The following is a 14,180-nucleotide window of genomic DNA, read 5'->3' as shown; positions in this document are numbered from 1 at the left end:
GAAACAATGTCAGATAAAATGAATAATGTGCGTTGGTTCAGTATGGCTTTGAAAGCTTTGATCGTATTAGCTGAAAACGAAGGCCGCTGCCCGAGTGGTAAACTTGCAGAGAAGCTCGAATCTCAATCTGTATATCTTCGTAAAATTCTGACTCACTTGGTTAAGGCAGGAATCATAAGTGCGAAAGAAGGCCGCGATGGGGGATACTCCCTTAGTAAAAAGACGGAAGATATTAAGCTTTCTGAAGTATATGAAGCTATTAGCGCTGAGACCGTAGTGAAAGACTACTTTGAGACAGAAGGAAAACACTGTTTCTCAGGCACTTCCCAACAGTCTCTTTGTGATTTGCAAAGGGAAATGGAGACTTGGATTTTGGAAGGGTTACAATCGAAATCCTTATCGGATCTTATTGAACAGTAAAACGAAACGATCACCGTTTCGTTTTTTTCGATGAGTAACTGTATTTGACAAAGTAACAGTTAACGATCTATACTGTAATCGTGTAAGATACAGTTAAAGGGGTGCAATTCCATGTCTAACAAAACGATGACCAAAGAAGAATATCTCAATAAAGTAAAAGAAATCGATACGACGAAGGAAGCTCCGAAAGTCCTTGAAGATACCGATTTTCTGACAATAGCAAAAGAACGTCGTTCCGTACGTCAGTATGACCCGGATTATAAGATTGAACGTAAGGAGATTGAAGAGCTGTTGGAAACGGCAACATTAGCTCCGTCTTCATCCAACTTACAATCCTGGCGTTTCCTTGTCATTGATGAGCAGGAAGAAAAAGAACGTCTGCTTCCGATTGCGAATAACCAGCAGCAAATTGTGGATGCTTCTGCTGTCATAGCGGTCCTTGGTGATAAAAAAGCCTATAAGAATGCTGACCAGATCTATTCTCAAATTGCTGAAAAAGGGAATATGCCTGAAGATGTAAAAGATATGTATGTAAACAGCATCTTCGACAACTATGGAAATTTCCCTGAAGAGCGTCTTGCGAAAATCGCCCACATTGACGGTGGGATTGTTGCCATGCAGCTTATGCTTGCTGCGAAAGCAAAAGGATACGATACTGTACCGATGGGTGGATATGATGAAGAACAGTTCTTAAAAGCCTTCAATGTGCCTGAGGAATATACTTCTGTTATGCTGATCTCCCTTGGGAAAGGAGTCAAAGCAGGCTTCCAAAAAACACGTCTACCTTTAGATAATGTTGTGAAGTGGAATCGTTACGAATAAAATAGAAAAGATCATTCATAGCGGATGATCTTTTTTTGTTCAAGAATCATTCAAGGTCAGCTTCTTAGTGGAACGTGGGTAATCGACGTTTTTCTAGTAATCCAAGCCAAAAAAACTCTCCTAGGTCTGGGGAGTTTTTTTGGCTAGTCTAAATTATTAGTTTTGTTGCAACTATATAAAACACATTTGAAAAATGAAAGATGCTGAAATGCTTTATCGAATTGAACTAAAAAGGACAGAGTTTGAGCTTTTTGGGGAAGTTTCCCAAATGATTAGGAACGGGGGTAATGGATTTGTTACTCATCGAACAAGTCAGGATAGAATCCTTTTGCAAAAGTTTCAACTGAATAAGCCATTCGATTTCCCGGTAAAACACTTTCTAAGGAAATAGTGACGAATCTTTCGTTTTTCACACTTTCTAATTGAGATAAAACGGGATGATTTTTAATGTCTTCTATTTTCTGCTCTAATGAAGGGTGATCATAATCGTGAATCAAAATGACATCCGGATCTCTGGACAATACCTCTTCATAACTTACCGTTGCCCATTGCTTCTCGATTAGATCTTCGAAAATGTTCTTTCCACCAGCTAATTCAATGAGTAATGTTTCAAAGTTGGTCCCCCCAGCAGTGAAAATTCCTTCACCGCCATTATCATACACAAGAACATTGACAGGGTCCTTTTGTGAAACCTTTTCTTTTATATTCTCAATTCTTCCTTTTTGGTCAGCAACAAAGGCTTCTGCTTTATCTTCTACTTCAAAAATTTTCCCGATATCCAAAATTTCCTGATACATTTTCTCTAAAGTGGAAGCTTTATTCACATAGGTTGCAATACCATAGTCTCTCAATTCTTCAATATTCAGGCCCTCTTTGCCAAACTCCCATTCAATTCCGTATATAAAGTCTGCGCCACTCGTTAATACAGCCTCTCTAGTAGCTGAGCCATATGTTAATTCTGGAATCTGTTCGTATGCTTCTTCATACTCTGGCAATGCCCCGCTGCTATGATTATCTAAACTGTTTCCGATGATATAGTTACCAAGACCTAACGCTATGAATAATTCTGTCGTGTTTGGTCCCAGTGTTAATACATTCTTTGGTTTTTGGCTAATAGACAGCTCTCTTCCGTAATTATTGATGGTTAATAATTCTTCTGATTTAGAAGCATCATTGTTATCGGTATGTTCTTTACTGATGGATTCTTCACATCCCGCGATCATTATACTTATGAATCCAACTAAGAACCATGACCATACTTTACTTTTATACAACTTTTTCCTCTCCTTTATTGAAAATACTTTCTGGTAAGTAGGTAATCATTACTTTTTTTGTTACGGGATGCCGCCTGACATCTGTTTTAATATTAAAAACCTCATGAATAGTTTTAGAAGTTAATATATCTTCAGGAGTGCCGGATTTATAGATGGTGCCATCTTTCATTACATAGATTCTGTCACAGTAGAGAGCAGCAATATTAAGGTCATGAATAGCTGAAAGGACAGTTGCGCCTAATCCCTTGATTACATCGAATATTCTAAGTTGATGATGGATATCCAAATGGTTTGTAGGTTCATCTAATACGAGACATTCCGTTTGCTGAGCGAGTACTCTTGCCAGCAGTACTCGCTGCTTCTCACCGCCGGAAAGGTATAGGTAATTTCTTTCCGCCATATCTCCCATCTCTACTTTTTTAAGAGCATTTTCTATAATTTCTTTGTCTTCTTTGTTGTCGCCTTCAAAAAGTTTTTTGTGGGGGCTTCTCCCCATAGCCACGATCTCTTTTACTGGGAAGTCGAATGGTAACGCATTGTCTTGGCCGATCACACCAAGTTTTTTAGCTATTTCTTTTACTTTTAGATCACGATAGTTTTGCTGGTCTAAGTAAATGGAACCTGAGTCAGGGGTAAGAGCCCGATATAAATTCTTTAGAAGTGTTGACTTCCCGCTGCCATTTGGTCCTATGATTCCGACAAATTCCCCATTCGCAACATGAAGTGATATATCTTTCAGGATTTTCTGGTGGTTATAAGAAAAATTGAGATTTTCCACTTGCAGTTTCATATTTTGTCTCCTTACTTTCTGGAATTTCTTTTTAATAACCAAATGAAAAAAGGACCTCCAAATATGGCCGTTAAGACACCAATAGGCAATTCTTCAGGTGCAATAATTAATCGAGCGGCAACATCTGTCCAAACGACTAAGATCCCTCCTAAAAAAGCACTTACTGGAAGTACTTTTTTATGATCGGAGCCGATTAATAGTCTGGTTATGTGGGGGACCATTAACCCTACAAACCCGATTGAACCACTGACGGCAATGGTCACACCTGCTAATAGTGATGCGACCAACACAAGCATTGTTTGTATTACATTCACATTAAAACCTAATGTCCCAGCTGTTTCATCTCCTGCCAACAGGGCGTTGAGGGCTCGATAATTGATTAATAGAATAGTCATACATAGAAACATGGCTAATAGAGGAAGGGTCAAATAACCCCATTTGGCTCCTGCTAGACTACCTGCCATCCAAAATGTTGCGTTATGTAATCCTAAAGCATTGGGGGCGCTTAAAGTAATCAACTTTGTTATCGATTCCATAATAAGACCTATAGCCACCCCTGATAATAATAATTGGGTCATATTAATCTTTCCATTCACCCTTGAGAGAGCATAAACCAACACTATTACGACTATGGCTCCTATAAATGCACTTAAAGACAGGGAATAGGTGCCTAGAAAAGAAAAAGTGCCAAATAACATCCCCAATGTGGCAGTGGCAGATGCACCGGAAGATACTCCAAGAATAAATGGATCTGCTAAATGATTTCGTACCAGAGCCTGTAAGGCAACCCCCGTTACGGACAATGAAGCGCCCACTATTAACCCTAATAGGACTCTTGGAAGTCGTAATCCTAATACAATGCTTTCCTCCAGCTGAGTCCAATCATCCCCTGCTGCATTAGAAAAAATTGGAACCTTACTTATGAGAATTTGTAATACCGTTGTTGTATGTACTGAAACCGGCCCCATTCCTGTTGCAAAAATGACCGTGCCAATCATCAATAGAAGGAAAAATGAAAGGATAACAATCAGCTTGGTTTCTTTTAAACCTTTTGGACGTTGTGCTATGTTATTAAACATTTTTCCCATTCCTTATACAATCTTGAAGTACTTTACGTGCCATCGTAATAAGAAAGGATCTATAAAATCTTCGGTGTTTAGCCATCCCATTATTCAACTCCCTTTAATATTAAGAAGTTAACATATTTATAGATTTCAGAATAGGGGGAATTATCAAACAAAATTTCTGCCTATGAGAAGCAAGAATGAGCTTTTAAGAAACGATTAATTGAACACGAAGCTTTTTTATTTTTTAAAATTTTTTACAAATATTCATGAAGCCAGGCATGGGTTAAATGGTAACGCTTACCAATTCACTCTCATGTAAGCTTTCCTTACATATTGTGTTGACTGTCTTACGCAATATGTTACATTATTCAGTATATTAAAAATATTTGGAGGGTGCTTTATGTTACCATCTTATGTTGGCTATGGGCTGTTATTGGTTTTTGGATTGTTCTTTACCCTTATCACTTTTGTAATGCAGCGAAGAAGGAAACAGGCCATGACTGCTGAGCAGTTTAGTACGGCAGGTAGAAGTGTGGGGGTTGGATTAGCAAGTGCTTCTATAATTGCGGCTTGGACGTGGGCCGCTACGCTGATGATGTCCTCTTCCACTGGGTATCAATACGGGATCAGCGGTCCCTACTGGTATGCTGCAGGCGCTTGTATTCAAGTGTTACTGTTTGCGATTGTTGCTATTAACTTGAAGAAGCGAGCCCCTAACGCCCACACGTTCTTAGAGTTCATTGGCCAGCGATTCGATAAGAAAAACCACCGTTTAATTATGGGGTTTGCTCTAATGACCAATATTCTCGTGACATCCATGGTCGTTCTTGGTGGAGCGATTGCTTTAAACTCTCTCACGGGAATGAATATTTATGTAGCTGCCTTTCTGATTCCTCTCACCTTCACGATTTACACCATGATCGGTGGACTGAAAGCCTCTTTCATTGCCGACTACTTTAATACCGTTATGATTTTTACCATCCTTGCTATTTTCGCTACCGTTGTTTATGTCAAATTTGGAATTGATCCTATATATGAAGGGTTGAGCAACATGCCGTCTTCGGATTCCATGCTCACAATGGCCTCTGTATCCGGTCTGTTTTTCGGAATGATTAATATTATAGGAAACTTTGGTGCGGTATTCGTGGACCAGGCATATTGGCAGCGGGCCATTGCAAGTAAAGATAGTGCTGCCTCCAAAGCATACATATACGGAGGGATTTCATGGTTTTCCATTCCGTTTGCGATTGCCACATTTCTTGGGGTGAGTGCTGCAGGTCTTGGTATAACGGTTGGAAGCCCTGACTCTGTTGCTCCGGAAATGGCTGCCCATCTGCTTGGTGGTGTAGGTTCAATTTTATTTCTGGCCATGTTGTTCATGGCGGTTATGTCTACAGGAGCTGCTGAACTAACAGCCATCACAAATATTATCGTCACAGATATTTACCGGAAATCGATTAACCCTAAAGCGAGTAGTGACAGGCTGCTGAATGTCTCTCGAAAAGTTACGTTAGGCTTCGGTTTGATGATGGGTGTCCTTTCAATCTTATTGTTTAAAGTAGGCATTGGTTTAGGATGGGTTTATATGGCTATGGGGATTTTTGTAAGTGGAGCTGTCATCCCAGTAACTTTGGGACTGCTTTGGAAAAAGGCTACAAATGAAGGAACCTTCTATGGTGCTTCCGCGGGACTCGTCTTTGGTGTAACCGCATGGTTCACTTCTGCTTATCTGCTCTTCGGTGAGATTAGTATTCGTTCACTAGGAGAACTTCAATCGATGTTTTTTGGTAATATTACCGTCTTTCTTGTAAGTGGAACGATTTCCATTGGCCATGCCTTGATGTCGAATCAAGAATTTGATTTTGATTCGCTGCAAGATAAGTTCCGCAGCTTTGATGATGAGGAGAATGACGACGAGATCACAGAGGAGGAAATAATGTATGGAGGTAAACAAGCATCAGCTAAGTAAAGACGCAAAACTATGTAAGAGATGGGCCTTCGGGTTGACGGCGTTACTGATCATTGCTTTTCCTGGGATCATGTTCCTCACAGGTTATTCCTATAGCCTCGAGTTTTTCAAAGGATGGACGTATCTATCGTTTTGCTGGCTGATCATTGCGGGATTATATATTGCGTTTCGCCCTGTGGTTGAATATATGCAAGGGAAGGACGGGCAGCCGTAAGGAAATGCCATAAGGAAACTTAGGGAAATTTGGGCAGAGGGGAGGTGGAAGTATGAAGTTAACGTCTAGAGAGATGGAAAAGCTCATGGTGGTTTCGGCAGCTGATCTTGCGCGGAGGCGTCAGGGGAGAGGGTTAAAGCTCAACTACCCTGAAGCGGTCGCCATTATCACTTATGAAGTGGTCGAAGGGGCAAGGGATGGCAAACCAGTAGCGGAGTTGATGCGATATGGCGCAACGATTCTGGAGAGAGAAGATGTCATGGAAGGTATCCCAGAGATGATTCCTGATATTCAAGTGGAAGCGACGTTTCCTGATGGTGTAAAGCTTGTGACCATTCATGATCCGATTCGCTGAGAAGGGGGTTGAACGATGATACCAGGAGAGTTTTTATTACGGAAAGAACCGATTGTTTGTAATGAAGGAAAAGAAGTCGTCAAAGTCAATGTATTGAATCGAGGAGACCGCCCTGTCCAAATCGGCTCCCACTTTCATTTTTATGAAGTGAATCCCTACTTACAATTCGACCGGGAGCATGCAAAAGGCAGGCATTTAAATATTCCAGCAGGCACGGCTGTTCGTTTTGAGCCAGGAGATGAGAAAGAAGTCGAGCTTGTAGCGTTTTCTGGTGAAAGGAAGATTTGCGGTTTGAGTAATCAGTTCAATAGGAGGGCTGATCTATGAGTTTTGAAATGTCGCGAAAACAATATGCTGAGATGTTTGGACCTACTACGGGGGATGCCGTTCGCTTGGCGGATACGGAATTATTCATTGAAGTGGAAAAGGATTATACGACATACGGAGATGAAGTGAAGTTCGGTGGCGGTAAAGTGATCAGGGACGGGATGGGGCAGCATCCGTTAGCTACAAGCGATGAGGCTGTCGATCTTGTCATTACCAATGCCGTTATCTTGGATCATTCAGGCATTTTCAAAGCGGATATCGGTGTGAAAGAAGGCTGGATCTCAGCTATCGGGAAAGCGGGAAATCCTTTGCTCATGGACGATATCGATATTGTAATTGGGGCTTCAACGGAAGTCGTAGCAGCGGAAGGAATGATTGTCACTGCAGGCGGGATTGATGCTCATATTCACTTTGTTTCACCGCAGCAAATTGAAACAGCTCTTTCCTCAGGAATCACTACGATGATCGGAGGAGGCACAGGTCCCGCTACTGGAACGAAAGCGACTACTTGTACGCCAGGTCCGTGGAATATCCATCGAATGCTTGAAGCAGCGGATGAATATCCGATGAATCTAGGGTTTTTAGGAAAAGGGAATTCATCTAGTGAAGAAGCCATTCAAGAGCAAGTGGAAGCGGGAGCTGTAGGGTTAAAGCTCCATGAAGACTGGGGGACGACGGCTTCATCCATTGATACTTGTTTACGTGTAGCTGACCGAAATGATGTTCAGGTGGCTATACATACCGATACATTGAATGAAGGAGGTTTTGTGGAACATACGCTTCAAGCGATCGATGATCGAGTTATCCATACCTATCATACCGAGGGAGCAGGAGGAGGACATGCACCGGATATCATTGAAGCGGCAAGTTATCCGAATATACTCCCTTCCTCCACAAATCCGACCAGGCCTTATACGGTTAACACACTTGAAGAACATTTGGACATGCTGATGGTTTGTCACCACTTGGATCCAAGTGTACCGGAGGATATCGCTTTTGCAGATTCTCGAATTCGGAAAGAGACGATTGCTGCTGAAGATATTCTTCATGACCTCGGGGTATTCAGCATGATTTCTTCCGATTCCCAGGCAATGGGGCGTGTAGGAGAAGTCATTATCCGTACGTGGCAAACAGCGGATAAAATGAAAAAACAGCTCGGGTCTTTAGAAGGAGACCACAACAAGAAGGACAACTTTCGTGCTAAAAGATACATTGCTAAATACACGATCAATCCGGCCATTACACATGGGATTTCTGATTATGTCGGATCAGTGGAAAGTGGAAAACTGGCTGATTTAGTGCTTTGGGATCCGAAGTTTTTTGGTGTGAAGCCGGAGTTGATTATTAAAGGCGGGATGATCGCCCACAGCTTGATGGGTGATCCTAACGCAAGCATTCCTACTCCCCAACCCGTTTTTTACAGAGAAATGTTCGGTTCTCACGGCCAAGCGAAAGACAAAACCTCGCTGACGTTTGTATCGAAAAAGGCTCATGAGAAAGGTCTGCATGAAGAGCTGGGGTTGAAGAAAATGGTACGGCCGATTTCCGGTGTGCGGAATTTAACGAAACGATCGATGATTCATAATGGAGAAACACCAAAAATCGAAGTCGACCCACAAACCTATGTAGTGAAAGTAGATGGAGAAGTCATTGAATGTGAACCGGCGGAAACGGTTCCTATGGCACAACGATATTTCTTATTTTGAGGTGAGGAAAATGATCATTGAAAATATAGTCGGAAACGTAGCTACATTAGAGAAACGAGCTCCTCATATTGAATACGTATACTTGGAAAGCGACCAGCTTGTCAAAAGGATTCAACGCATGACAACAGACCATGGAAATGAGATTGGGATGAGGCTATCTAAAAGTGAAGAGCTCTCGGACGGAGACGTATTGTATATGGATGAAAAAAATATGGTCGTCATTTCTGTGAAAAAAGATGATGTCTTGGTCATCAGCCCAACAAATATGCAGCAAATGGGGGATATCGCCCATCAGCTGGGAAACCGTCATTTGCCCGCCCAGTTTGAAAGAGAAGAAATGATAGTGCAGTACGATTATTTGATCGAGGAATTGCTTCAGGACTTAGGAGTACCTCATAAGCGAGAAAAGAGAAAGGTGCCTGAACCATTCCGCTATATTGGACATCACCATGACTAATGGTTTGATGCCGTTATTGCAGCTTAGTGACTCTCAATTTCCCTCGGGGGCCTTCTCTCATTCTTTCGGGTTTGAAACGTATATTCAAGAAAATGTAGTGATTGGAACGGAGAGCTTTAAGCAGGCACTGATTGTCTTCTTAAAGAAGCAATTAATCTTCAATGATGGACTCGCTTGCCGTCTAGCTTATGAAAGTATAGAAAATGGCAGACCTGAGGATCTCCTAGAAATCGATCATGTTTTGTTCGCTACTTGTGTAGCACGAGAGACGAGAGAAGGAAACCGGAAAATGGGAGAGCGTATGGCTAAGCTGTTCATGGAATTATATCCATCAACTGATTTGAGCGAGTACTTGTCATGGATCAAAGAAAAGGAAGCTTATGGCCATCCTTCGGTAGTTCTTGCAGCCGTTTATCATTCCCTGAATATTCCTAAAAAAGTGGCAGTGGAGACATTCTTGTTCACGAACTTGTCTTCTCTTGTACAAAATGCGGTCAGGGGAATACCGATCGGGCAGACCGACGGGCAAAGGATTTTAGTAGACCTGCAACCTATCGTGGAAGAAGCAGTCCAATCAATTATCAATCTTTCATCAGATGATTTAGGTGCGGGGAGCCTTGGTCTTGAAATTGCTCAAATGCATCATGAACGGTTGAATGTGCGGCTGTTCATGTCTTAATTGAAATCTTATCTTATCAAATATAGAGGAGTGGAAATGATGGAACCGATTTGTATTGGAGTTGGAGGTCCTGTTGGTGCAGGAAAAACGATGCTTGTAGAGAGAATAACCCGGGATCTTAAGGATGAATTGAGTATGGCGGTTATCACGAACGATATTTATACAAAAGAGGATGCGATGTTTCTTTTGAAAAATGGGGTGTTGGAAGATGATCGAGTAATTGGAGTTGAAACGGGAGGTTGCCCTCATACGGCGATACGAGAAGATGCTTCTATGAATTTTTCAGCCATTGATGAATTGAAGGAGCGCCACAGTGATCTTGATTTGATTTTTGTAGAAAGTGGCGGTGATAACTTAGCAGCAACCTTCAGTCCTGAACTGGTGGACTTCTCTATTTATATTATCGATGTGGCGCAAGGAGAAAAAATTCCAAGAAAGAATGGACAGGGCATGATCAAATCGGATTTATTTGTTGTAAATAAAACAGATCTTGCCCCTTATGTAGGGGCTGACTTGGATATTATGAGACAGGATACAATCAAAGCGAGAGGAGAAAAGCCTTTTGTTTTCACAAACTTAAAGACTCAAGATGGTTTGGATGAAGTGATCGATTGGATCAAATCCAATGCCTTTCTTAAAGGATTGAAAGCATGAGTGAAACGGGTCTTCTTAACCTTGAGGTGAAGAACCGCAATTCGAGGGCCATGATTCATGGATATTATGAAGGAGCATTTAAATATACCCGTCCTGTTCGCCTCGATGATGATTCCTTGTCTGTCTACCTTATTCATGTAGGTGGAGGGTATGTCGACGGGGATACATACGGATCTACAATTAAATTGGAAGAAGGAGCGGAACTGGCGGTCACAAGTCAAGCCTCCACAAAGGTGTATAAATCACCTTCAAAGCCAGTGGAGCAGCGTACGACGATACAGCTAGGCGCTGATAGTGTTCTTGAGTATTGTTTAGATCCATTGATTTTGTATAAGGGAGCCAAGTTTATCCAAGAGACGACGGTTGAGATGGAACCAAACTCCTCTTTCGTTTACAGCGATATCATCACTCCGGGCTGGTCTGAAGATGGATCGAACTTCCAATATGACTGGGTGAGGAACAAATTAAAAGTCTACCAAAATGGAAAGCTCGTTTTGTTTGATCACCTTTTCTTAGAACCTGATGATGAGTTGGAAGGGGTATTGCAGTTAGAGGGACACACACATGTAGGTTCTTTCATCATTTTTCATCCGAAAGCTTCTCGTGAATTAGGTGAATCTCTATATGAAAGTGTAATCGAGCTTTATCCTCATGTCCGTTTCGGTATTTCTGACATGGAGGGTGGCGGGATTGTTGTGCGGATTTTAGATAACCGGACGCAGACAATTGAAAAGGTCATCTCCCACATCCATACCTTTGCAAGAAAAGAATTATTGGGGAAAGGGGAGGTTTCCTGGAGGAAGTATTAACGGTGGTCTAGTTTGTAGGAGTGCATTGAAATATAGACCGGTGTCTAATCTCCACTTTGATAAAGTGGTAACCTATTGGGTTCAGGTACTTTCAAAAAATAATCCGGCTGCTTTCTTAGACTAATCAACTATATTACTCTATTAAGGAATTAGGTTGTTTTACTTTCTGGATGGTCGCACGTAAGGTGAGATTAGTTTTTTTGAATAGAGGTTGTCCTCTATAAGTTTCAAGAATTAAAAATCGCTAAAGTCTCCCTTAAAATCAAAAAACTTAAGGGAGACTTTTTTATAGACTAAAACCAAAGTGTAGTCTTGCATGTGTCCGGGAAAAGGAACAACAAATGTGATAGATATTAAAAGACTTTACACTTAAGAAAAAGAGATTCTGAAGGAGGGAAAGATCAATGGCTGACCAAACATCGGAAAACCAGGAAACCGTCAAGAAAATAAAAGAATTAATTAAAGATGAGAAGGTAGCGATGCTGACTACGGTATCTCCGGAAGGCAAACTGATGTCCAGGCCGATGCAAACAAAGGAAGTTGAAATGGACAGGGGAGAGATCTGGTTCATCACAGAGAAAGATACAGAAAAGTACAGGGATATCCAACGGAACCCGGCCGTCAACTTGGCCTACGCGGGCAAATCCTATGTATCGATCAGCGGCACAGCTGAGTTCGTCTCAGATGACGAGAAGAAAGAAGAATTTTGGAATAAGATTATCGAAAAAGTGTTGAACACTTCCGCCGATAATCCGAATGTTGTCCTGGTCAAAGTGAAACCTGAAATTGCAGAGTTTTGGGAATCCGGACTTAGCGTGAAAACCGTCAAAGAATTTGTGAAAAAGATGGCCAGCAGTAGTTCTATGGAAGAAGGTAATGATTTGAAAGACACAGTTAACTTTAATGAGAGACCGAGATAATCTCTGTCAGAAACATATTAAGCTTTATAAGGTTGGGAGTCCTTTTTAGTAAAGCCTCCTAACTATATATCAGACAATGTTAAACGACATGATCATGTTACCAAGCGAAAGAGCCTGCATACTTAAAAAGTACGCAGGCTCTTTTTGTTTTGCCAATGAAACGTATGGTACATAAAGTGACTAAGTTATACGCTTGTACTTTCACTCATTAAAATTCGTTTTTGCAAATTTTAAAAGAACGGTTGGCAAGAGATATTGAGTTGTGTAGAATTAAACACGTACAATAATTTAATATTTTATATTAACGTTCGTATTTTAATTGTTGGGAGGAGAAATAACATGAGTTTAAAACAAAGAGCAAGTTTTTTAATTGGAGTCCTGATTTTAGCCTTCTTACTGGCAGGGTGTGGAGAGAAGCCGGAGGAAGCAGGAGCGGCTAACAAAAAGGAAGAAAAAGTAGTAGGAATCATCGGTCCGATGGAAGTGGAAATTGACATTCTTCATTCTCATATGGAAGTGGAAGAAACAACGAATAAAGGCCAATTAACTTTTTATGAGGGAGAGTTGGAAGGCCAGCCCATTGTACTTGTGAAATCCGGAATAGGAAAAGTGAATGCAGCTTCTGCGGCCCAAATGCTCATCAGTGATTTTGGAGTGGATGTGTTGATTAACTCTGGAGTTGCTGGCGGAATCCACCCGGACCTAGGTTTGGGAGACATCGTTATTTCTACGAAGACGGTCCATCACGACATGGACGAAACGGCTAAAGATTTTAAACCAGGGCAGATTCCATACATGGACACACGATATTTTGAAGCCGATCAAAAGTTGGTTCAGCTAGCTGAGAAAGGTACGGAAGGTCTTCCTGATTACGTTGATGTTTTTAAAGGACCGATTGCGACAGGCGACCAATTCATTGCAAGTAAAGAAAAGGCAAATTGGATTCATGAAACGTTTGATGCGTATGTCGTGGAAATGGAAGGAGCCGCTGTTGGACAAGTAGCGTACTTAAATGAAATTCCCTATGTAGTCATTCGCTCGGCTTCTGACGATGCGGAAGAGGAAGCTGCTGGGATTCAAGAAAACTTTGTAGAAGAGGCAGCAAAGAACTCCAGTCATGTGATGGAAGAAATATTAAAAAACATGTAGAATCCTTACATTGTAATAGCTAGTAAAGAGACGGCTTTCTTGTAAAAGAAAGCCGTCTCCTTTTATTTTTGCTACTTTAACATGATTTTGCGCAGCCATTTTTTGCTGATGATTGACAATCGATCTGTACCTTTTTTAGTTAAAAAAGTGTGTGACCGAAGCTTTGTTAAAGGAATCGTGCGATGGAGGCAGAATTTTCTCAAAGAGGTGTAGAGCAGGAGGAAGTTTGACTTTAGCTTGATCACGAATTTGAATTTCAAACCACCTTATAAATCCCCCCTTTTATGGAAAGGAATAGAGCTATGGTCAAATAAAGAAAAGGAGAGGGTTTTATGGTCACAATAGCTTTCGTATTCATACTTATTTCATCAACTCTTTTATCCATTCTATTGGATATGCATTTATATAATCTTTCATTTTTCCAAACCCTTCACTTCTCCTTAACATTGGATGCTGGAACAAGGGAAACGATCGTGTTTACCGCACTGATCACGGGTCTTTTTGCTTCCTTTTTCCTTGATTATCGAATGAGTAAAAAAGAAAGCAGAGAAAAAAGAAGCTAGGTGAA

The 14,180-nt window shown here is 41.2% G+C and carries 17 protein-coding genes; 14 read left to right on the top strand and 3 right to left on the bottom strand.

Annotated features, from left to right (window positions below):
- Positions 1 to 6 precede the first annotated feature (6 nt).
- Entirely contained in the window at positions 7 to 420 is a 414-nt protein-coding gene (locus BLS23_RS06050; RefSeq protein WP_089651642.1) for an RrF2 family transcriptional regulator, read from the top strand.
- Between the two features lie 111 nt (positions 421 to 531).
- Entirely contained in the window at positions 532 to 1,242 is a 711-nt protein-coding gene (locus BLS23_RS06045; RefSeq protein ID WP_089651641.1) for a nitroreductase family protein, read from the top strand.
- A gap of 296 nt (positions 1,243 to 1,538) precedes the next feature.
- Here BLS23_RS06045 and BLS23_RS06040 read toward each other — a convergent pair whose 3' ends face one another.
- From BLS23_RS06040 to BLS23_RS06030, 3 genes are read right to left on the bottom strand one after another with little or no spacing between them, the layout of a single operon-like run.
- Positions 1,539 to 2,516, bottom strand: coding sequence for an ABC transporter substrate-binding protein (locus BLS23_RS06040; protein ID WP_244157102.1), 978 nt, complete (start codon positions 2,514 to 2,516; stop codon positions 1,539 to 1,541).
- Entirely contained in the window at positions 2,509 to 3,306 is a 798-nt protein-coding gene (locus tag BLS23_RS06035; RefSeq protein ID WP_089651640.1) for a heme ABC transporter ATP-binding protein, read from the bottom strand. Before BLS23_RS06035 ends, BLS23_RS06040 begins: the two co-directional genes overlap by 8 nt.
- Positions 3,307 to 3,317: 11 nt before the next feature.
- On the bottom strand, positions 3,318 to 4,385 hold the full coding sequence (locus tag BLS23_RS06030) for a FecCD family ABC transporter permease (RefSeq protein ID WP_089651639.1): 1,068 nt from the start codon (positions 4,383 to 4,385) through the stop codon (positions 3,318 to 3,320).
- Between the two features lie 388 nt (positions 4,386 to 4,773).
- On the opposite strand from BLS23_RS06030, the gene BLS23_RS06025 reads away from it, so the two are divergent.
- The 12 genes from BLS23_RS06025 to BLS23_RS05970 all read left to right on the top strand — a co-directional run bounded on the left by BLS23_RS06025 (position 4,774) and on the right by BLS23_RS05970 (position 14,175).
- Positions 4,774 to 6,342, top strand: a complete 1,569-nt coding sequence (locus BLS23_RS06025; RefSeq protein WP_089651638.1) for a sodium:solute symporter family protein — start codon at positions 4,774 to 4,776, stop codon at positions 6,340 to 6,342.
- A complete protein-coding gene (locus tag BLS23_RS06020) occupies positions 6,314 to 6,556 on the top strand; it encodes a hypothetical protein (RefSeq protein WP_089651637.1) in 243 nt (80 codons plus the stop codon). The genes BLS23_RS06025 and BLS23_RS06020 overlap by 29 nt, the downstream gene beginning before the upstream one ends.
- A gap of 52 nt (positions 6,557 to 6,608) precedes the next feature.
- The gene (locus BLS23_RS06015) at positions 6,609 to 6,911 is read left to right on the top strand and encodes an urease subunit gamma (protein WP_089651636.1); all 303 of its coding nucleotides are present in this window, start codon (positions 6,609 to 6,611) and stop codon (positions 6,909 to 6,911) included.
- A gap of 15 nt (positions 6,912 to 6,926) precedes the next feature.
- Positions 6,927 to 7,238, top strand: a complete 312-nt coding sequence (locus tag BLS23_RS06010) for an urease subunit beta (protein WP_089651635.1) — start codon at positions 6,927 to 6,929, stop codon at positions 7,236 to 7,238.
- Positions 7,235 to 8,944 carry an urease subunit alpha gene (ureC, locus tag BLS23_RS06005; RefSeq protein WP_089651634.1) on the top strand — a complete coding sequence of 570 codons (1,710 nt, stop codon included), beginning with the start codon at positions 7,235 to 7,237 and terminating at the stop codon, positions 8,942 to 8,944. Before BLS23_RS06010 ends, ureC begins: the two co-directional genes overlap by 4 nt.
- Positions 8,945 to 8,954: 10 nt before the next feature.
- Entirely contained in the window at positions 8,955 to 9,401 is a 447-nt protein-coding gene (gene ureE, locus BLS23_RS06000; protein ID WP_089651633.1) for an urease accessory protein UreE, read from the top strand.
- Positions 9,394 to 10,080 carry an urease accessory protein UreF gene (locus BLS23_RS05995; protein ID WP_089651632.1) on the top strand — a complete coding sequence of 229 codons (687 nt, stop codon included), beginning with the start codon at positions 9,394 to 9,396 and terminating at the stop codon, positions 10,078 to 10,080. Before ureE ends, BLS23_RS05995 begins: the two co-directional genes overlap by 8 nt.
- Before the next feature lie 39 nt (positions 10,081 to 10,119).
- Positions 10,120 to 10,734 (top strand): urease accessory protein UreG, encoded by a 615-nt coding sequence (gene ureG, locus BLS23_RS05990; RefSeq protein WP_089651631.1) that lies wholly within the window; start codon positions 10,120 to 10,122, stop codon positions 10,732 to 10,734.
- Entirely contained in the window at positions 10,731 to 11,543 is an 813-nt protein-coding gene (locus tag BLS23_RS05985; protein WP_089651630.1) for an urease accessory protein UreD, read from the top strand. Before ureG ends, BLS23_RS05985 begins: the two co-directional genes overlap by 4 nt.
- A gap of 404 nt (positions 11,544 to 11,947) precedes the next feature.
- Positions 11,948 to 12,463: a pyridoxamine 5'-phosphate oxidase family protein gene (locus BLS23_RS05980; RefSeq protein ID WP_089651629.1), complete on the top strand. Its 516-nt coding sequence runs from the start codon at positions 11,948 to 11,950 to the stop codon at positions 12,461 to 12,463.
- Positions 12,464 to 12,802: 339 nt separating this feature from the next.
- On the top strand, positions 12,803 to 13,612 hold the full coding sequence (locus BLS23_RS05975; RefSeq protein ID WP_089651628.1) for a 5'-methylthioadenosine/adenosylhomocysteine nucleosidase: 810 nt from the start codon (positions 12,803 to 12,805) through the stop codon (positions 13,610 to 13,612).
- A 332-nt stretch (positions 13,613 to 13,944) separates the two neighbouring features.
- Entirely contained in the window at positions 13,945 to 14,175 is a 231-nt protein-coding gene (locus BLS23_RS05970; RefSeq protein WP_089651627.1) for a hypothetical protein, read from the top strand.
- Positions 14,176 to 14,180 lie beyond the last annotated feature (5 nt).

The sequence above is a fragment of the Halobacillus aidingensis genome (assembly GCF_900104185.1).
Lineage (GTDB): Bacteria > Bacillota > Bacilli > Bacillales > Halobacillaceae > Halobacillus > Halobacillus aidingensis.
Note: the sequence above shows the minus strand (reverse complement) of the source record. Positions and strands in the feature narration are given on the sequence as shown.

Coding starts and splice junctions, on each gene's coding strand:
- BLS23_RS05980 (WP_089651629.1), top strand. CDS start 11,948: ATGGCTGACCAAACATCGGAAAACCAGGAAACCGTCAAGAAAATAAAA.
- BLS23_RS06010 (WP_089651635.1), top strand. CDS start 6,927: ATGATACCAGGAGAGTTTTTATTACGGAAAGAACCGATTGTTTGTAAT.
- BLS23_RS05970 (WP_089651627.1), top strand. CDS start 13,945: ATGGTCACAATAGCTTTCGTATTCATACTTATTTCATCAACTCTTTTA.
- BLS23_RS05995 (WP_089651632.1), top strand. CDS start 9,394: ATGACTAATGGTTTGATGCCGTTATTGCAGCTTAGTGACTCTCAATTT.
- BLS23_RS05985 (WP_089651630.1), top strand. CDS start 10,731: ATGAGTGAAACGGGTCTTCTTAACCTTGAGGTGAAGAACCGCAATTCG.
- BLS23_RS06015 (WP_089651636.1), top strand. CDS start 6,609: ATGAAGTTAACGTCTAGAGAGATGGAAAAGCTCATGGTGGTTTCGGCA.
- ureE (WP_089651633.1), top strand. CDS start 8,955: ATGATCATTGAAAATATAGTCGGAAACGTAGCTACATTAGAGAAACGA.
- BLS23_RS06025 (WP_089651638.1), top strand. CDS start 4,774: ATGTTACCATCTTATGTTGGCTATGGGCTGTTATTGGTTTTTGGATTG.
- BLS23_RS06050 (WP_089651642.1), top strand. CDS start 7: ATGTCAGATAAAATGAATAATGTGCGTTGGTTCAGTATGGCTTTGAAA.
- BLS23_RS06035 (WP_089651640.1), bottom strand. CDS start 3,306: ATGAAACTGCAAGTGGAAAATCTCAATTTTTCTTATAACCACCAGAAA.
- ureG (WP_089651631.1), top strand. CDS start 10,120: ATGGAACCGATTTGTATTGGAGTTGGAGGTCCTGTTGGTGCAGGAAAA.
- ureC (WP_089651634.1), top strand. CDS start 7,235: ATGAGTTTTGAAATGTCGCGAAAACAATATGCTGAGATGTTTGGACCT.
- BLS23_RS06045 (WP_089651641.1), top strand. CDS start 532: ATGTCTAACAAAACGATGACCAAAGAAGAATATCTCAATAAAGTAAAA.
- BLS23_RS06030 (WP_089651639.1), bottom strand. CDS start 4,385: ATGTTTAATAACATAGCACAACGTCCAAAAGGTTTAAAAGAAACCAAG.
- BLS23_RS05975 (WP_089651628.1), top strand. CDS start 12,803: ATGAGTTTAAAACAAAGAGCAAGTTTTTTAATTGGAGTCCTGATTTTA.
- BLS23_RS06020 (WP_089651637.1), top strand. CDS start 6,314: ATGGAGGTAAACAAGCATCAGCTAAGTAAAGACGCAAAACTATGTAAG.